The sequence below is a fragment of the Blastomonas sp. 34TW genome (assembly GCF_059803595.1).
The window spans coordinates 30,285-47,193 of the sequence record NZ_JAPFGW010000002.1 but is presented as its reverse complement, the minus strand read 5'-3'; the positions used below and the strand labels follow the sequence as shown (position 1 = coordinate 47,193).

Here is a 16,909-nt window from a genome sequence, read left to right as displayed (position 1 = left end):
GGATGTTGCTTGGAGCCAAGGTTGAGGGACTGGGCTTCAACTCGGTGCCACCGTTACAAGCTAGCGAGCGAGCGTCCGGGAAGGGCAAGCTTGCGATCAGCCGGTAGAGACAGAAACGGGGTCGTTTTCCGAACGGCCGGTTTGTTCGAGGACAGCTTGAACGCCGCCCCTCCCACCTCCGCTCAGCCTGAGCCTGTCGAAGGCCCCGCTATTACGGCCGCGTGCGTGCGTGACCCCCTCTCCCAGCTTCGCCTAATTCGCTGCGCTCAGAAGGCTTCGCAACCGTGGACAGAGCCACTTGCCTCTGTCCAACCCTCGTGGGGGAGAGGGGAGAGTGGCGCGTTCCCGCTCCCCGCAAACGCAATCCGGCCCGGAAGCTTGCGCTGCCGGGCCGGATCGGTTGTCAGTCTATCAGCGTGTCAGAAGCTCAGTGCTTCACGCCCGCCCAGACGTTGCGATAGGCCATATAGCCGAGGCCCGTCGCGATGATCAGGAAGATCAGCACGGCCCAGCCGGTCTGGTGGCGCTTTTCCAGCGTGGGCTCTGCGGTCCACACCAGGAATGCGGCGACGTCCTTGGCCATCTGTTCGCGGGTGGCGTTGGTGCCGTCCGAATAGGTGACGATGCCGTCGCTGCCCAGGGGGTTGGCCATCGCGATGTTCAGGTTCGCGAAATAGGGGTTATAGTTGAGGCCCGGTCCCGGCATCGCGTCGGGGAACTTCTTGGCGAGTTCCGCCGGCGGATCCTGATAGCCGGTCAGCAGCGAATAGACATAGGCTGCACCGCCGTGACGCGCCTTGGTGATCAGCGAAAGATCAGGCGGCAGAGCGTTGTTGTTGGCGGCACGGGCTGCCGTCTCGTTGGCGTGCGGCGAAGGGATATAGTCCTGCGGCAACGGCTTGCGCGTGGTCGGCTCGCCCGTGGCCGGATCGATCGACGGGGTCTGGGTTGCCCAGTTGGCCGCAATCGCCTTCACCTCGTCCTCAGTGTAACCGAGCTCGGTCAGGTTGCGGAACGCGACCAGACGCATCGAGTGACAGGCCGAGCAGACTTCCTTGTAGACCTGGAAACCACGCTGCAGCTGCTGGCGGTCGAACTTGCCCATCGGGCCATCGCTGCTCAGCGCCAGCTTCTTGGGGTGGAGGTGGAATTCATGTTCTGCCGTCGGCTGGGGCGGCTCGCTGATATAGGCGGCCGCGCCAACTCCGAAGGACACCAGCAGCCAGCCGCTGAAGAACAGCCCGACCAAAAATGCACCAATGCGAATCATGTCGAATGACTTTCCTTTTAGCGTCAGGGCTTATTCGGCCGGCTGCAGCGCAGGGCCGCCAACCGTGCCGGAGCTGTCCTTGCCGAGCACCGCTTCGGTGATCGAGAAGGGCAGCGGCTTGGGCTTTTCGATCTTCGAGATGATCGGCAGGATGATCAGGAAGTGTGCGAAATAATAAGCCGAAGCCAGCTGGCTGAGCATCACATAGGGTTCTTCAGCCGGTGCACCGCCAAGATAGCCGAGCAGCAGCACGTCCAGCACCAGAATGATGAAGAAGGTGCGGAACAGCGGGCGATAGTTGCCCGAACGGACGGGCGAGCGATCGAGCCAGGGCAGAAAGAACAGCAGCAGGATCGATGCGAACATCGCCAGCACGCCGAGCAGCTTGGCCGGCACGATGAAGAAGTCGAAGGTGAAGGCGCGCAGGATCGCGTAGAACGGCCAGAAATACCATTCGGGGACGATGTGCGCCGGGGTCGAGAGCGGGTTGGCCGGGATGTAGTTGTCCGGGTGACCCAGTGCGTTCGGCGCAAAGAACAGCACCGAGCAGAACAGGATCAGGAACACGCCCAGGCCGAAACCGTCCTTCGCGGTGTAATAGGGATGGAACGGCACGGTGTCCGATTCCGACTTCACTTCCACGCCGGTCGGGTTCGACGAACCCGGAATGTGCAGCGCCCAGATGTGCAGGATGACGACACCGGCGATGACGAACGGCAGCAGATAGTGCAGCGAGAAGAAGCGGTTCAGCGCGGCGTTATCGGGGGCGAAGCCACCAAGCAGCCATGTCTGGATCGGTTCGCCGACCAGCGGAATGGCGCCGAACAGGCCGGTGATCACCTTGGCACCCCAGAAGCTCATCTGGCCCCAGGGAAGCACATAGCCCATAAAGGCGGTCGCCATCATCAGCAGGAAGATGACCAGGCCGAGCAGCCAGATCATTTCGCGCGGCGCCTTGTACGAGCTGAAATAGAGGCCGCGGAAGATATGGATATAGACGACGATGAAGAAGAAGCTGGCGCCGTTGGCGTGCGCATAGCGCAGCATCCAGCCCCAGTTCACGTCGCGCATGATATGTTCGGTCGAATCGAAGGCGACCAGCGCGTTGGGCGCATAGTGCATCGCCATGATGATGCCGGTGACGATCTGGATGACCAGAGCGATGCCGGCGAGCACGCCGAAATTCCAGAAATAGTTGAGATTGCGCGGCACGGGATAGCCGCCACCGATCGCACCATAGACCAGACGGGGGAGCGGCAGGCGCTCATCCAGCCATTTGGTCAGATCGGACTTGGGTTCGTAGTGCTTGGCCCAGGAAAAGCTCATGATCTATGCTCCTCAACCGATCTTGATGACAGTGTCTGACAGGAATTCATATTCCGGCACTTCAAGGTTCTTCGGCGCCGGACCCTTGCGGATGCGCGCGGCGGTATCATAATGCGAACCATGGCACGGGCAGAAATAGCCGCCGAATTCGCCCTTCACCTCACCGGCGGCCGCGCCCAGCGGCACGCAGCCGAGATGCGTGCAGACGCCCAGCGTCACCAGCCAGTTGGTCTTGCCCGGCAGCGTGCGGTCGGCGAGCGACTGCGGATCGCGCAGCGACGCCACGTCGACCTTGTCGGCTGCGGCGATTTCTTCCGGCGTCAGGTTGCGGATGAACATGGGCTGTTTTCGCCACACGGTCTTGATCGCCTGGCCCGGCTGCACCGCCGAGACATCGACCTCGGTCGAGGCCTGCGCCAGCACGTCCTTGCTGGGCGCCATCTGCGTGATCAGCGGGATCAGCACCGATGCGCCACCGACGCCAGCAAAGCTGACCGCGGCGATGTTGATGAAATCGCGGCGACGCACGCCATCGGATTCGACGGCAGCGGTGCCATCTTGATTCATCGTGACTTGTTCTGCCATGTCGCTAACCTGACCCTCAAGTTATTGAAAAGGATACGTTTTTTATCGATATAGGAAGCGGCATGGCACGGCTTCGCCCCTGGCCCGTCCGCATGATTGCGGGCCTGATAGACGCAAAATCGTCATCTTGCCAACAGGGAAATTGGCGCGCCGCAGCATCATAGCGCCGATTCTGCGCCGTTATGCCGTGCCGTGCGCGCGCCGGACCGAGCAGGACAGGTGACAGCCGCGCCGCGCGCGCTATGAAGGGGCGATGCGCATTGCCCTGTACCAACCCGAAATCGCCGGAAATGTGGGAGCCATTCTCCGCCTGGCCGCTTGCCTGGCGGTGCCGGTGGAGATCATCGAGCCTTGCGGCTTCGTGTTCGACGACAAGCGGCTGAGGCGCGCGGCGATGGATTACGGCCCCCTGGCCGAGATGACCCGCCATGCCGACTGGCCGAGCTTCCAGGCGTTCGCGCGCGACAGCGGCGCGCGGCTCGTGCTGATGAGCAGCAAGGCCAGCACAAGCATCTACCGCACCGCGTTCCAGGACAATGACATCCTGCTGATGGGCTCGGAAAGCGCAGGCGTTCCGGATCATGTGCGCGACGCCTGCGACCTGCAGACCACCATTCCGATGACCGCGGGCGTCCGATCGCTGAACATATCGGTCGCCACCGGGATTGCGCTGGGCGAAGCGCTGCGGCAGACACGGAAACTGGGTGAGGCATGATCGGCCATCACCGATTAGGGGAGCGCGATGACTGACTGGACCGAACAAAAGCCTCAGGCCCGCGCCTGGTTCGAAAGCCTGCGCGATGCGATCTGCGCCGAGTTTACCGCGATCGAGCGGGAGGCCGGCAGCGATTCGAGCTTCGAATATACCCCGTGGGAGCGCACCGAGGCAGACGGAACGCCCGGCGGCGGCGGGGTGCGCGGGCTGATCAAGGGCAAGGTGTTCGAAAAGGCCGGCGTCAACGTGTCGACTGTCGAGGGCCGGTTCAGCGAGGAATTCGCCAAATCGATCCACGGCGCGGGCGAGGACCCGCGCTTCTTTGCGACCGGAATAAGCCTGGTCGCCCATATGTCGAATCCGCACGTGCCTGCGGTGCATATGAACACCCGTTTTCTTGTGACCACCAAGGCATGGTTCGGCGGTGGAGCCGATCTCAACCCGCCGCTGCCTTACGCGCAAGATACGGACGATTTTCACAGCCGGATGCAGGCGGCGTGCGACGCGCACAATCCGGACTATCATGCGAAGTTCAAGGCCTGGGCCGACGACTATTTTTATATCCCCCACAGAGGCGTGCACCGCGGCGTCGGCGGCATCTTCTACGATCATCTCGAATGCCCGGACGAAGCCGCGTTCGACGCGAATTTCGCCTTCACCCAGGATGTTGGCCGCGCGTTTCTGGACATTTTCCCCGCGCTGGTGCGCCGGCGGATGGGCCAGGATTTTTCGCCGGCCGAAAAGCACCAGCAGCTGGTCTGGCGCGGCCGCTATGCCGAATTCAACCTGATCCACGATCGCGGCACGTTGTTCGGCCTCAAGACCGGCGGCAATATCGACGCCATCCTGATGAGCCTGCCGCCCGAAGCGGTCTGGGAATGAGCCGATGACGATCGAGCGGCTCGACCATGTCAACATCATCACCGATGATCTCATGGGCACCGCACGCTTCTATGCCGAGCTGCTCGAGCTCGAGATCCGCCTCGCGCCGCCGCCGCTGACGCCCGACAATGCCCGCTGGGCGCATGACGCTGCGGGCAACGCGGTGGTGCATATCAACAGCACCGACTGCCCGCGCACCTATGACCGCGCGGTCACCCCCGGGCCGACCGGATCGATCCACCATGTCGCCTTCCGCTGCCGGGATTATCCCGCGATGGTCGCCCGGCTTGAGGCGCGCGGCGCGGACTTTCGCGTCAACGAAGTCGAGGCGATCGGCCTCAAGCAGCTGTTCACGCTCGACCCGAACGGGGTATTGCTCGAGCTCAATTTCTTTGCGGGGTAAACGCAAAAAGGGGTGCGGCCGCTGGTGCAGCGCGCGCCCCTCTTGCGGGAATGGAGTTGGCTATCAGCCGTTCACATCGGCCTGGGTCACCGGGACGATGCGGATCTCGACGCGGCGGTTCTGGGCGCGGCCATCCTCGGTGGTATTCGATGCAACCGGCTGCGATTCGCCAAAGCCGCGCGTCGCCAGGCGCGCCGACTGGACGCCGCGCGTAGTCAGATAGCTTGCGACCGACTGCGCACGGCGTTCGGACAGAGTCTGGTTGTACGCGTCGCTGCCGGTCGAATCGGTATGGCCGTACACGTCGATATAGGTGCTCTCGTACTGGACCAGGGTCGACGCGACATCGTTCAGCGTGTTGCGGAACTCGGGCTTCACCGCCGAGCTGTCGACATCGAAGGTCACCTGGCTCGGCATGTTGAGCAGCAGGCTGTCGCCGTCGCGGACGACGTCGATGCCGGTGCCAGCGGTCTTCTGGCGCAGTTCGCGCTCCTGCTGGTCGAGATAATAGCCGATGCCTGCACCGGCCACCGCGCCGATGCCCGCGCCCACGATCTTTTCGGTCCGGTCGCGGCGACCACCGACGATATCGCCCAGCAGATAGCCGCCGAGCGCGCCGCCGATGCCGCCGATCGCGGACTTGCTGATGCGCTGCTGGCCGGTCTCCGGATCGGTCACGCAGGCACCGAGTGCCAGGCTGGCCAGGCCCGCAAAGGCCGCGATACGGATGGTCTTGCTGTTCATCATAAGCTCCCGCGAAAAGTCTTTCATCGTGCAGACGCGTCGCTGCGTCTCATCCGCTTATTCGGTTTCGCGGCTGAATGGTTCCCGAACCTGAATGTAACATCGTTTAATTTCCGGGAACGCCCAGCCCGTTTGCGGGTCTGGTTGCAGGTGCGAAAGCACGTGACACCGCGCGCGCGCACGATATAGGGTGCACGCTTAACCCTGTAAGGCCCGATGGACCCTCTTCCCCCCTTTCCCTGGCTCGATGTCGTCATCATCCTGGCGCTGATCGTGCTCAATGGCGTTTTCGCTATGTCCGAGCTTGCGATCGTCTCGGCGCGCAACGCCAAGCTGGAAGCGATGGCGCGCGACGGCAGCAACGGCGCGCGCACTGCGCTCAAGCTGGGGTCCGATCCGGGCAAGTTCCTTTCCACCGTGCAGATCGGCATCACCCTGATCGGCATTCTGGCGGGGGCCTATTCGGGCGCGAGCCTCGGCGCTCCGGTCGGCGAGCGGCTGGCGCTGGTCGGCGTGCCCGCCGATATTGCCGACAGCGTCGGCTTTGCGCTGGTCATCGGCGTGACCACCTATCTGTCGCTGGTGATCGGCGAGCTGGTGCCCAAGCAGTTCGCGCTGCGCAAGGCCGAGGAACTGGCGGTGATCATGGCGATCCCGATGGACCTGATGGCGCGCGGCGCGGCCCCGCTGGTCTGGGTGCTCGACCGATCGAGCGCGCTCATCTTTCGCCTGCTCGGGCTCAACCGCGAATCGGAAAATATCGTCACCGCCGAAGAGCTGCAGATGATCTTCGCCGAGGCGACCAAATCGGGGGTGATCGAGGAATCCGAACGCGCGATCATCTCGGGCGTGGTCCGCCTCGCCGACCGTCCGGTGCGCGAGGTGATGACACCGCGCACCGAGGTCGACTGGCTGCCCGCCGATGCCGGGCTCGACGATCTGCGCCGGATCATGGCGGATTCGCCGCACAGCCGCCTGCCCGTCGCCAATGGTTCGGTCGACGCGATTATCGGCATCGTCACCGTGCGCGACCTGCTGACCGCGATCATCGAGGGCGCGCCGCTCGATCTGGCCGCGCTCGCGCGACCTGCTCCAATCGTCCCCGACCGCGTTGATGCGATGGATGCGCTGAAAGTGCTGCAAAAGGGCGAGGTGCCGATGGCGCTCGTCCATGACGAATATGGCCATTTCGAAGGGCTGGTGACGCCCGCCGACCTGCTGCAGGCACTGGTCGGCGATTTCGCGTCGGATCAGGGCGAGGGTGATTCGCCGATGGTGGTCGAACGCGCCGACGGCAGCCTGCTGATCTCGGGCGCGCTCCCGGCCGACGCCATGGCCGAACGCCTCGGCATCTCGCTGCCCGAAGACCGCGATTACGCGACAACGGCCGGCCATGTGCTGCACTGCCTGCGCCACCTGCCCAAGGAGGGCGAGGTGTTCAACGATCAGGGCTGGCGGTTCGAGATTGTCGACATGGACAATCGCAAGGTCGACAAGCTGCTGGTCAGCCGGATCGCCGAAAGCGACTGACCGGCGGCGACGCGCTTATTGCGGTGCGCCTGCGCCCGCGCCCGGCGCACCCACCGCGCCGATATTGCCGAACAGATCCTGGAAGAAAGTGCGCTTGCGGCCGAGCGTCGGCGTCTTTTCGCCTTCGGGATCGATCTTCGCAACCTGATCGAGCCCGGTGAAATCGATCGCCGCGACATTGCCGGCGGCATCGAACTTGACGCGCATCACCTGCTGCGCGGTCGGACGCGGATTGGCAAAGGCGAGCTGGCGCGTGTCGCGCGCGAAATAATACCACTCGCTGTCGCTGAACTGGCCGGTAAAGGTCGGGCGGCCCAGCGTGCGTTCGACCGACTGGCGGTTGTCGACGCCCGGCAGGATCTGGCCCGCCAGCGTCTGGTCATAGATGAAACCCTGATGCCCGCGCAGCTGGCCGCATCCCGCCAGCAGCGGCAGCGCTGCCATCGCCACCAGCAAAGCAGCGCGGGGGCGCGAAAACCGGGTCGCGCGGGAGGTCGGAGCTTTGCTGGTCATCATCATTCCTTGGCGGTCTATCCGCGATGTCTGCGGCGCGATGCTGTCAGGCGCAAGCCATGCCGCATGTCTTGCAACTTGCCGTTGGCGCCTCAATATGCACTAAGCCGCTGCATCACAAGTGGCCAATGAATTGTGGCTTAACGCCGCGATTTCCCTGCAGGATATCACACGCCCCATGTCCGTCCTCTCCCGCCTGTTCAGCCGCAAGGACCCGCGCGAGATCGCGCGCGCGGCCTATGACCGCATCATCGCCATGGGCCGCGACCCCTATTGGTATCTGGACGGAAAGGTCGAGGACAGCGTCGACGGCCGGTTCGAAGCGGTGACCATGGTGCTCGCCGCCGTGCTGCTGCGGCTGGAGCAGGACGATACCGACCCGCAGGTTCGCCAGTTCTCGGTGTTCCTTGCCGAACTGTTCGTCGACGATATGGACGGGCAACTGCGCCAGAACGGCGTCGGCGATCTCGTCGTCGGCAAGCATATCGGCAAGATGATGAGCGCGCTGGGCGGACGGCTGGGGGCCTATCGCGAGGCGCTGGGCAGCGGCAATGGCGACCAGCTCGCCCAGGCGCTGCGCCGCAACCTCTATCGCGATGCCCCGGTCGACGACGCCGCCGTCACCGCCACGGCCGATCATCTGGCGCAGCTTTATGCGCGGCTTCGCGCCCTTCCGGCGACAACGATCATGCAGGGGAGCTTCTGATGCAGGAGCCGACCGAATTTTCGCGCCCCGTCGATCTGCGCGCCATTCCCCGGCAGATCGTCGAGCTGAGCGCCGATGAGGCGGAGCGTGCCGCGCTCGCGCGCCGGTTCGATATCGTCTCGATCGCTTCGCTCAGCGCGACCGCCAGCATCGAGGAGCGCGCCTCGGGTGTCGATGTCTCGGGACGGATCGAGGCGGCGCTGGTCCAGTCCTGCGCGATTTCGGGCGAGGATTTTCCGGTGCGCATTGCTTCGGACTATCGGCTGCGCTTCGTGCCCGAAGCCGAATATGAAGCAGCCCTCGCCGATGCCGGAGAGGAGATCGAGCTCAGCAGCGACGATCTCGATACCATCGCCTATTCGGGCAGCAGCATCGATCTGGGCGAGGCGATCGCGCAGACGCTGGCGCTCGAGATCGACCCTTATGCCGAAGGGCCGAATGCCGATGCCGCGCGCGCCGAATACGGCCTCTCCACGCCCGAAGCGAGCGGGCCTTTCGCGGCGCTGCAGGCGTTGAAAAAGGGCCAGGACACCAAGAGCTAGGGCTTGGGCACGCCGATATTGTCGAGCAGCTGATCGATTGCGGCCACAGCCGCCGCATATTCGGGCGAATCGATGCTGCTATAGGTGCGCTCGAACAGCCCGGCATCCAGGCCCTCGGGCCTGTCCAGCGCCTCGCCCGGTAGCAGCTGATCGTCGGTCACTGCCGCCAGCCGGGTCTGGAGGAAGCGGGCAAGCTGCGCATTGGTCGCGGCGCGGGCGAAGCGTTCGCCCGAACGGTCGGCAGCGAGATCGACAAACGAAAAGCCCGATCCGCCCTTGAGGCTATCCGACAGTTCCTTGAACACACCCAGCGACTGCGCCGCCTGACCGCCCAGGCTCGCCCCCAGCGCGGCGGAGAGCGCCCAGTGCTTGGCGAGATCGGCGCGCCCTGCCAGCGCGACCGGGTCGTCGGGCGGGGAGCATCCGCTCACCAGCGGCAGCGACGCCCCGGCGAGACGATCGCGATATTCGGGCACCGTCCGCATCGCGACCGCAAGGAGCAGACCGCGATTCTGTTCGGCCGGGCCGAGCTCCGCCGGACGCTCCAGCTGCCAGGCGCGGCGGACGATGACGGCCAGATCGGGATCGGCATGGCGCGACAGCGCACAATAGGCGCGCGCCACCCAGCGCGGATCGCTGGCCGTGCCGCCCAGTTGCGCGAGGCCCGCGAGCGCCGCGTTGCGCCCGGGATTGATCAGCACGACACGCACGGCTTTCGGCGCGATCTGCACCTGCAGCAATGTCTCCTCGAGCGTCGGCGGATCGGGCATGTCGGGCTGGGCGATCGACCAGGCCTGACCGATCAGCCATCGCATCAGCCAGGCCGGAACCGGCAGATGGCCTATGCTGGCGCGCACGGTCGGCAGCCCCCGGCCTGCGCCGGTGCTGTGCGCCCTCGCCTCGATGTTCAGCCACGCGCCCAGCAGCAGGCTGCGGCTCAGCCGCAGCACGAGTTCGGGCGGCGCAGCGGCGCGTCCCGGGGGTGCGATCAGCCGTGCCTCGGCCCGGCTCGGCGCGATCACCTGGCTCGCCATGGCCGAAAAGCCGTCGAGCTCGCGCTGTCCCAGGACGATCGTCTCGCGCGCGCCCGCGACGGCATTCTGCCCCGCGACCTGCTTGGCGATGCCGCGCGCCAGAGCGATGCTGCGCGCATCGGGCGGGACCGGCGGGCCGACCAACGGCTTTCCATCGATCGCCAGAAAGACCGCGACCAGCATCACCAGCGCCAGCAGGCGCAGCACCAACGTCCAGCGGGAGCGCGTGCGCGGTGGCGGTGCTGCGGGGGTCATCTTGCGGCCTTGTGGGGGTAGGCCGCGCCTGCGCAAGCAAAAAGCGCCGAAATCGCGAGGACTTCGGCGCTTATTGCGTTGAACCGATAAAGGTGCCGGATCAGGCGGCGGGCAGAGCTGCCTGTGCCTGCTTGACCAGACCCTTGAACACTTCGCCCTCGTTCATCGCGAGATCGGCCAGGACCTTGCGGTCGAGTTCGATTCCGGCGAGCTTCAGGCCGTGCATGAAGCGGCCATAGGTCAGGCCTTCCATGCGGGTCGCGGCGTTGATGCGCTGGATCCACAGAGCGCGGAAGTTGCGCTTCTTGGCCTTGCGGTCGCGATAGGCATACTGACCTGCCTTTTCAACGGCCTGACGGGCGATGCGGATGGTGTTCTTGCGACGGCCATAATAGCCCTTCGCCTGGGCGAGAATGCGCTTGTGCTTGGCGCGGGTGGTAACACCCCGTTTGATGCGTGCCATGAGTTATATCCTTGTGAAAATCGAGAGAAGGGGTCCGGCGGGATCAACCCAGGCCGTAGGGCGCCCATTTCTTGATGGTCTTGGCATCGGCGTCCGAAATGACGCTGGTGCCGCGATTCTGGCGGATATACTTGGCATTGTGGCTGATCAGCCGGTGGCGCTTGCCAGCGACGCCGTGCTTCACCTTGCCGGTGGCGGTGAGCTTGAAGCGCTTCTTGACGCCGCTCTTGGTCTTCAGCTTGGGCATTTTGGTCTCCTTTTTGGAAATCCGCATCAAGCGAACATGGCAGCCCATAACCAGCCAGCCCGCTTATTCGGAAGCGTGCGCGCCTAGCGGGATTCTGCGCCAATTGCAAGGCACAGAATCCCGCCAGGTGGCCATGATCCGATCAGAGCCGGTGCATCGCGCAGATCTTGTTGCCGGCGGGATCGCGCAGATAGGCGAGATACAGCTTCATCCCTGCGCCTTCGCGCACGCCCGGCGGGTCTTCGATCGCGGTACCGCCATGCGCCAGGCCGGCCGCGTGCCATGCATCGCAGGCTTCGGTGGAGCTGGCCGCAAAGCCGATGGTGCTGCCATTGCCGCAGCTCGCCGGCTGGCCGTCGATCGGCTTGGTCAGCAGGAACAGCCCGCCATTGTTCATGTAGATGACGCGGCCCTTGGGGTCGACCATTCCGGGCTTGCCGCCCAGCGCAGCCATGGTCGCATCGTAGAACGCCTTGGACGCGTCAATATCGTCCGCGCCCAGCATGACGTGTGAAAACATGGAACTCTCCTGTTGTTGATCGGCCAGCTCTTAACCGAGTGGTTAAATCACCATGGACAAGCCGTCTGGCCCCCGTCAATATCCGGTTGCGAGAAAGACAGCCATTGGCCGCCAAAGGTCAAGACAAAAGCGGCTGGGCGCATGGAGAGAGGATCGAGGCGATGAGGCTGAAAGCGGCTGTGGGAGCGGCGCTGGCGCTGCTGGTGGCATCCTGTTCGGGCGGGGCGGACGACAACAGGGCGACCGACACCACGGGAATCGACGGCGCAAGGATCATCAAGGCCGATGGCGGCGAATGGCTGAGCTATGGCCGCACCTATGACGAGCAGCGCTTCAGCCCGCTCGACCAGATCAATACCGGCAATGTCGGCGAGCTGGGCCTGGCCTGGTATGCCGATCTTGACACCGCGCGCGGCCAGGAGGCGACGCCGCTGGTGATCGACGGCAAGATCTACGTCACGACGGCCTGGTCCAAGGTCAAGGCGTTCGACGCCACCACCGGCAAGCCGCTCTGGGACTATGACCCCAAGGTGCCGGGCGAAACCGGGGTCAAGGCGTGCTGCGACGTCGTCAATCGCGGCCTCGCCGCCTGGGGCAACATGCTGTTCCTCGGCACCCTCGACGGCCGGCTGATCGCGCTCGATCGCGGCACGGGCCGCGAGATCTGGAGCAAGGTCACGGTCGATCAGGACAAGTCGTACACCATCACCGGCGCGCCGCGCGTGATCGACGGCATGGTCATCATCGGCAATGGCGGCGCGGAATTCGGCGTGCGCGGTTTCGTCGCCGCCTATGATGCCGCGACCGGCAAGCAGCTGTGGAAATTCTACACCGTGCCCGACCGGCCCGGCGCCAACGAGGCGGAGTATCTGAAAGCCGCCGAGACCAGCTGGAAGGGCGAATACTGGAATATCGGCGGCGGCGGAACCGTGTGGGACGCGATGGCCTATGATCCGGAGCTCGGGCTGCTCTATGTCGGCGTCGGCAACGGCAGCCCCTGGAACCAGGCCTATCGGTCGCCCGGCGGCGGCGACAATCTGTACCTGTCCTCGATCGTCGCGATCAAGGTGAAGACCGGCGAATATGCCTGGCACTACCAGACCACGCCGGGCGAGACCTGGGACTATACCGCCACGCAGCATATCATGCTCGCCGACCTGGACATCGGCGGCAAGACGCGCAAGGTGCTGATGCAGGCGCCGAAGAACGGGTTTTTCTACGTGATCGACCGCACGACCGGCGAGTTCATCTCCGCCAACAATTTCGTGCCGGTCAATTGGGCGACGGGCATCGATCAGAAAACCGGCCGCCCCATCGAGAACCCGGCGGCGCGCGTCGACAAGACCGGCAAGCCCTTCATCGTCTCGCCCGGCCCGCTGGGCGCGCACAACTGGCACCCGATGGCCTATGACGCGAAGCAGAAGCTCGTCTTCATCCCGGCGCAGATCACCAGCTATCCCTATATCCCGGCCGCCGGCTGGAAGCCCTCCAAGATCGGCTTCAATGTCGGCATGGACACCGCGAACAACGCGATGCCTGCTGACAATGCGGTGCGCGAGGCCGCGAAAAAGGCCACCAAGGGCGTGCTGATCGCCTGGGATCCGGTGGCGCAGAAGGAGCGCTGGCGCGTGACACTGGGCGGTCCGTGGAACGGCGGCGTGCTGGCGACGGCGGGCGGCCTCGTGTTCCAGGGCAATGCCATGGGCAATTTCGTCGCCTATGATTCGGCGAGCGGCAAGAACCTGTGGAGCTTCGAGGCGCAGACCGGCGTGGTCGCCGCCCCGATGACCTACAGCATCGACGGCCAGCAATATGTCGCGGTGCTCGCCGGATGGGGCGGTGCCTGGCCGATCACTGCCGGCGTGCTCAGCGACATGTCGGGCCCGGTGCGCAACATCTCGCGGCTGCTGGTGTTCAAGCTGGGCGGCAAGGGCAAGCTTCCCGCGATGCCCGCCGCCGATGCGCTGCCGCTCGATCCGCCTGGCCTGACGGCTGCGGCCGATGTCGTGCAGGGCGGTGCGCAGCTCTATGGCCGCTATTGCACCGTCTGTCATGGCGATGCGGCGGTCCAGGCCTCGGGCCGGGGCGGCATCATCCCGGACCTTCGCTATTCGGGCACGCTCTCCAGCGCCGAGAACTGGCAGATGATCGTCCATGACGGTGCGCTCAAGGACAATGGCATGGTCAGCTTCGCACCGGTCATGTCCAAGGGCGAGATCGACAGCATCCGCCAGTATGTCATCGCCCGCGCCAACGAGGACAAGGCGCTGATGTCGAAGAAGGTCGCGATGAAGTGACAGGGCGGCGGTGGGGCTTCGGGCCCGCCGCCTCCATCACGCGCGCAGCGCGGTCTGTTCCTCGGACGCGGGCTGCATCGCTGCCGGGCGACCGAACAGATAGCCCTGCGCCTCGTCGCAGCCTTCATCGACCAGCAGCTTGAGCTGGTCGAGCGTTTCGACCCCTTCGGCGAGCACCGGAATGCCGAGCGAGCGCCCGAGCGCCAGCACCGCGCGGATGATCGCCTGAGCCTGCGGGCTCTCGCCCGATTGCAGCAGGAAGGACTTGTCGATCTTGATCTTGTCGAACGGGAAGGAATGCAGCGTATCGAGCGACGAATAGCCGGTGCCGAAATCGTCCATCGCGACCGAAACGCCCAGTGCCTTGATCCGCCTGAGGCTGTGCAGCGCGCGCGTCTTTTCGGTGATCAGCGCGGTCTCGGTGATCTCCAGCTCCAGCCGGCGCGGTGCCAGGCCGGTTTCGAGCAGGATCGACGTGACCATTTCGGGCAGGTCGGGCTGGAGCAGCTGCACGGGTGAGAGGTTCACCGCCACCTTGTCCTGGCTGGTCCAGCTCGCCGCCTCCCGGCAGGCCTCGCGCAGCACCCATTCGCCGATCTTGATGATCTCGCCGGTCTGTTCGGCGATGGGAATGAACTCCATCGGCGAGATATGGCCCAGCCGCGGATGCTGCCAGCGCAGCAACGCCTCGTAACCGCTGATCTGGTGCGTGCGCAGCGAGCGCTGCGGCTGATAGAGCAGCCGGAACTCGTCGCGCGCCAGCGCGTGGCGCAGTTCGTTGGCGATCTGGCGGCGATGCCGCGCGTCCTCGTCCATGCCGGCCTGATAATAGCAGATCGTCTCGCCGGGGCTGGCCTTGGCGCGGTACATCGCGAGGTCGGCATTGTTGAGCAGCGACTCGCGGCCCTGCGCATCGCCCGGATAGGTGGCGATGCCGAAGCTCGCGCCGACACTTGCGGCCTCCCCCTCGCCCGGCGCGAGCGACGCGCTGATCCGCGCGACGAAGCCCTCGAGCTCTGCCGGATCGGTATAATGCTTGGCCACGGCGAATTCGTCGCCGCCGACGCGTGCGGCGATCTCGCCGCGCTCGAGCACCTCGGCCAGGCCGGTGCCGATCTGCTGCAGGACCCGGTCGCCCGCCGCATGGCCATGGGTGTCGTTGATCTCCTTGAACCGGTCGAGATCGATCGCGATCACCGCCACCTGTCCCCGTTGCACCGCTGCCTGGGCCAGTTCGCTATCGAGCCACTGGTTGAAGCTGGTGCGGTTGGGCAGGCCGGTCAGCCCGTCGTGCAACGCCATGTGCACGATCTGCTCTTCGGAACGCCGCCGTGCGGTAATGTCCTCGATCGTGGTCACCCAGCCGCCATCGGCCATGCTGCGGCTCGACATCGCGACGATCAGGTCCTCGTCGAGCTCGAGCACGAAGGGCGGCAGGCTGGGGTCGCGCAGCGAATCTTCCAGCCGCGCCCAGATCCTGGCCAGCTGCGATTCGGCGGTCGCCTCGCCGGTGCGCGCGGCCAGCGCGGTGCGCAGAACGTCGAGCGCGCCGGTTCCGGGCGGGCATTGGTCGTTGCCCAGGCCCCACATTTCGGCAAAGCGCCGGTTGGCCAGCACCAGCCGTCCCCTGGCGTCGAACAGGCACAGCCCCTGGTGCATATGATCGAGCGCGGCATCGCGATGGCGGCGCGCCTCGGCAATGCGGTCCTGGTCTTCCTTGAGCCGGGTAATGTCGCGGGTGATCTTGGCAAAGCCGAGCAGCTTGCCCGATTCGTCGCAGAAGCGCTCGATCGTCACTTGCGCCCAGAAGCGCGTTCCGTCCTTGCGCACGCGCCAGCCTTCGCCGCTGAACTTGCCTGTCTCGCGCGCGGTAACGAGCGCCCGTTCGGGCACGCCTTCCGCGCATTCCTCGGGCAGGTAGAAGCTCGCCAGCGGCTTGCCGACGATCTCTTCAGGCCGATAGCCCTTGAGCCGTTGCGCACCGGCATTCCAGTTGGCGACCCGGCCTTCGGCATCGAGCATGTAGATCGCGCAGTCCGAAATGCCCTTGATCAGCGCGCCGAACTGCATCTCGCTCGCGCGGATCGCCGCCCGGGTCCGCCGCGCGATGACGAGGCCGCTAAGGCACAGCATCAGCAGGCAGGCAGAGGCCAGCGTGATGAGGATCGACATGGTCGTCGGCGAGAGCAGCGCGCGCGAACCCTCGATGCGCGAAGGCACCAGATCGATCGCGGTCATGCCCGAAAAATGCAAGCCCACGATCGCGCAGGTCATGATCAGCGCCGCAGAAAGGCCCGAAGCCAGGCTGGCGCGGCGGCGCGCCAGCGACAGGGCAGGATAGAGCGGCACGATGCCCAGCACGACCGACAGCGCCAGATAGCCCATGTTCCAGTGGATGAGCGCGGGCATTTCGAGCGCGGCCATGCCGACATAGTGCATCGCGGCAAAGCCCGATCCCGCTAGCACGCTCGCGGCGGCCAGCGCCCTTGCCCCCTGCCCGCGCGTTGCGATGAGCATCGCGGCAATGGTGGTCGCCAGGACCACGAGCAGCGACCCTGCGGTCCGCGCGATCTCGTAGCCGATAATGATGCCCGGATCATAGCCGAGCATCGCGACGAAATGCGTCGACCAGATGCCGAAGCCCGTGGCGAACCCGCCCGCCACCGCCCAGCCCAGCCGCGCCCGCGCCGAAGCGGACCGGGCCTGCCGGATCATCAGCACCGCCGTGATCGTGGACAGCAGGCAGATCGCGGCGGCCAGTCCGACAAAGCGGATGTCATGATCGTCGCGGATGCAGAAAAGGATATCGAACAAGGGTCTAGCTCCGGGGAAAAAGCTAGTCTGTCCTATTCCGGAAGTGGTTAACAAACCGCACGC

The 16,909-nt window shown here is 65.1% G+C and carries 17 protein-coding genes; 7 read left to right on the top strand and 10 right to left on the bottom strand.

Going from position 1 to position 16,909, the window contains the following annotated elements; all coding sequences use genetic code 11:
• Positions 1-427: 427 nt before the first annotated feature.
• The 3 genes from OPU69_RS03440 to petA are packed head-to-tail and all read right to left on the bottom strand — an operon-like array spanning position 428 to position 3,163.
• Entirely contained in the window at positions 428-1,270 is an 843-nt protein-coding gene (locus OPU69_RS03440) for a cytochrome c1 (RefSeq protein ID WP_060979240.1), read from the bottom strand.
• A gap of 30 nt (positions 1,271-1,300) precedes the next feature.
• Positions 1,301-2,596, bottom strand: coding sequence for a cytochrome b (locus OPU69_RS03435; RefSeq protein ID WP_060979241.1), 1,296 nt, complete (start codon positions 2,594-2,596; stop codon positions 1,301-1,303).
• A 12-nt stretch (positions 2,597-2,608) separates the two neighbouring features.
• Positions 2,609-3,163: a ubiquinol-cytochrome c reductase iron-sulfur subunit gene (petA, locus tag OPU69_RS03430; RefSeq protein ID WP_208598002.1), complete on the bottom strand. Its 555-nt coding sequence runs from the start codon at positions 3,161-3,163 to the stop codon at positions 2,609-2,611.
• 271 nt (positions 3,164-3,434) lie between these two features.
• On the opposite strand from petA, the gene OPU69_RS03425 reads away from it, so the two are divergent.
• The 3 genes from OPU69_RS03425 to OPU69_RS03415 are packed head-to-tail and all read left to right on the top strand — an operon-like array spanning position 3,435 to position 5,181.
• Positions 3,435-3,896, top strand: coding sequence for a tRNA (cytidine(34)-2'-O)-methyltransferase (locus tag OPU69_RS03425; RefSeq protein WP_498509346.1), 462 nt, complete (start codon positions 3,435-3,437; stop codon positions 3,894-3,896).
• Positions 3,897-3,923: 27 nt separating this feature from the next.
• Positions 3,924-4,778, top strand: a complete 855-nt coding sequence (hemF, locus tag OPU69_RS03420) for an oxygen-dependent coproporphyrinogen oxidase (RefSeq protein WP_498509345.1) — start codon at positions 3,924-3,926, stop codon at positions 4,776-4,778.
• Between the two features lie 4 nt (positions 4,779-4,782).
• On the top strand, positions 4,783-5,181 hold the full coding sequence (locus tag OPU69_RS03415; RefSeq protein ID WP_060979245.1) for a glyoxalase/bleomycin resistance/extradiol dioxygenase family protein: 399 nt from the start codon (positions 4,783-4,785) through the stop codon (positions 5,179-5,181).
• 63 nt (positions 5,182-5,244) lie between these two features.
• Here OPU69_RS03415 and OPU69_RS03410 read toward each other — a convergent pair whose 3' ends face one another.
• Positions 5,245-5,925: a YiaD family glycine zipper/OmpA-like lipoprotein gene (locus tag OPU69_RS03410; protein WP_498509344.1), complete on the bottom strand. Its 681-nt coding sequence runs from the start codon at positions 5,923-5,925 to the stop codon at positions 5,245-5,247.
• A gap of 216 nt (positions 5,926-6,141) precedes the next feature.
• Between OPU69_RS03410 and OPU69_RS03405 the strand changes: the two genes are divergently transcribed.
• A complete protein-coding gene (locus OPU69_RS03405; protein WP_060979247.1) occupies positions 6,142-7,455 on the top strand; it encodes a hemolysin family protein in 1,314 nt (437 codons plus the stop codon).
• A gap of 15 nt (positions 7,456-7,470) precedes the next feature.
• Here OPU69_RS03405 and OPU69_RS03400 read toward each other — a convergent pair whose 3' ends face one another.
• Positions 7,471-7,971, bottom strand: coding sequence for an outer membrane protein assembly factor BamE (locus OPU69_RS03400; protein WP_498509343.1), 501 nt, complete (start codon positions 7,969-7,971; stop codon positions 7,471-7,473).
• 175 nt (positions 7,972-8,146) lie between these two features.
• On the opposite strand from OPU69_RS03400, the gene OPU69_RS03395 reads away from it, so the two are divergent.
• Positions 8,147-8,674, top strand: coding sequence for a ubiquinol-cytochrome C chaperone family protein (locus OPU69_RS03395; protein ID WP_498509342.1), 528 nt, complete (start codon positions 8,147-8,149; stop codon positions 8,672-8,674).
• Complete coding sequence (locus tag OPU69_RS03390; protein WP_060979249.1) at positions 8,674-9,216, top strand: YceD family protein; 543 nt, start codon at positions 8,674-8,676, stop codon at positions 9,214-9,216. Before OPU69_RS03395 ends, OPU69_RS03390 begins: the two co-directional genes overlap by 1 nt.
• On the opposite strand, the gene OPU69_RS03385 is transcribed toward OPU69_RS03390, so the two are convergent.
• From OPU69_RS03385 to OPU69_RS03370, 4 genes are all read right to left on the bottom strand, one after another.
• Complete coding sequence (locus OPU69_RS03385) at positions 9,213-10,505, bottom strand: YfiM family lipoprotein (RefSeq protein WP_498509341.1); 1,293 nt, start codon at positions 10,503-10,505, stop codon at positions 9,213-9,215. The genes OPU69_RS03390 and OPU69_RS03385 overlap by 4 nt on opposite strands.
• A gap of 100 nt (positions 10,506-10,605) precedes the next feature.
• Positions 10,606-10,968 carry a 50S ribosomal protein L20 gene (gene rplT / locus OPU69_RS03380; protein WP_023837523.1) on the bottom strand — a complete coding sequence of 121 codons (363 nt, stop codon included), beginning with the start codon at positions 10,966-10,968 and terminating at the stop codon, positions 10,606-10,608.
• A 43-nt stretch (positions 10,969-11,011) separates the two neighbouring features.
• Positions 11,012-11,215, bottom strand: a complete 204-nt coding sequence (gene rpmI, locus OPU69_RS03375) for a 50S ribosomal protein L35 (RefSeq protein ID WP_023837522.1) — start codon at positions 11,213-11,215, stop codon at positions 11,012-11,014.
• 142 nt (positions 11,216-11,357) lie between these two features.
• Positions 11,358-11,735, bottom strand: coding sequence for a VOC family protein (locus tag OPU69_RS03370; protein WP_060979251.1), 378 nt, complete (start codon positions 11,733-11,735; stop codon positions 11,358-11,360).
• A 161-nt stretch (positions 11,736-11,896) separates the two neighbouring features.
• Here OPU69_RS03370 and OPU69_RS03365 point away from each other — a divergent pair, with 161 nt between their 5' ends.
• Entirely contained in the window at positions 11,897-14,032 is a 2,136-nt protein-coding gene (locus OPU69_RS03365) for a PQQ-dependent dehydrogenase, methanol/ethanol family (RefSeq protein WP_498509340.1), read from the top strand.
• Positions 14,033-14,068: 36 nt separating this feature from the next.
• Here the strand turns inward: OPU69_RS03365 and OPU69_RS03360 are convergent, their stop codons facing one another.
• Positions 14,069-16,846 carry a bifunctional diguanylate cyclase/phosphodiesterase gene (locus tag OPU69_RS03360; RefSeq protein ID WP_498509339.1) on the bottom strand — a complete coding sequence of 926 codons (2,778 nt, stop codon included), beginning with the start codon at positions 16,844-16,846 and terminating at the stop codon, positions 14,069-14,071.
• Between the last annotated feature and the right edge of the window lie 63 nt (positions 16,847-16,909).

Coding starts and splice junctions, on each gene's coding strand:
- OPU69_RS03370 (WP_060979251.1), bottom strand. CDS start 11,735: ATGTTTTCACACGTCATGCTGGGCGCGGACGATATTGACGCGTCCAAG.
- OPU69_RS03440 (WP_060979240.1), bottom strand. CDS start 1,270: ATGATTCGCATTGGTGCATTTTTGGTCGGGCTGTTCTTCAGCGGCTGG.
- OPU69_RS03405 (WP_060979247.1), top strand. CDS start 6,142: ATGGACCCTCTTCCCCCCTTTCCCTGGCTCGATGTCGTCATCATCCTG.
- OPU69_RS03435 (WP_060979241.1), bottom strand. CDS start 2,596: ATGAGCTTTTCCTGGGCCAAGCACTACGAACCCAAGTCCGATCTGACC.
- rplT (WP_023837523.1), bottom strand. CDS start 10,968: ATGGCACGCATCAAACGGGGTGTTACCACCCGCGCCAAGCACAAGCGC.
- OPU69_RS03385 (WP_498509341.1), bottom strand. CDS start 10,505: ATGACCCCCGCAGCACCGCCACCGCGCACGCGCTCCCGCTGGACGTTG.
- OPU69_RS03395 (WP_498509342.1), top strand. CDS start 8,147: ATGTCCGTCCTCTCCCGCCTGTTCAGCCGCAAGGACCCGCGCGAGATC.
- hemF (WP_498509345.1), top strand. CDS start 3,924: ATGACTGACTGGACCGAACAAAAGCCTCAGGCCCGCGCCTGGTTCGAA.
- OPU69_RS03425 (WP_498509346.1), top strand. CDS start 3,435: ATGCGCATTGCCCTGTACCAACCCGAAATCGCCGGAAATGTGGGAGCC.
- rpmI (WP_023837522.1), bottom strand. CDS start 11,215: ATGCCCAAGCTGAAGACCAAGAGCGGCGTCAAGAAGCGCTTCAAGCTC.
- OPU69_RS03415 (WP_060979245.1), top strand. CDS start 4,783: ATGACGATCGAGCGGCTCGACCATGTCAACATCATCACCGATGATCTC.
- OPU69_RS03400 (WP_498509343.1), bottom strand. CDS start 7,971: ATGATGACCAGCAAAGCTCCGACCTCCCGCGCGACCCGGTTTTCGCGC.
- petA (WP_208598002.1), bottom strand. CDS start 3,163: ATGAATCAAGATGGCACCGCTGCCGTCGAATCCGATGGCGTGCGTCGC.
- OPU69_RS03365 (WP_498509340.1), top strand. CDS start 11,897: ATGAGGCTGAAAGCGGCTGTGGGAGCGGCGCTGGCGCTGCTGGTGGCA.
- OPU69_RS03390 (WP_060979249.1), top strand. CDS start 8,674: ATGCAGGAGCCGACCGAATTTTCGCGCCCCGTCGATCTGCGCGCCATT.
- OPU69_RS03410 (WP_498509344.1), bottom strand. CDS start 5,925: ATGAACAGCAAGACCATCCGTATCGCGGCCTTTGCGGGCCTGGCCAGC.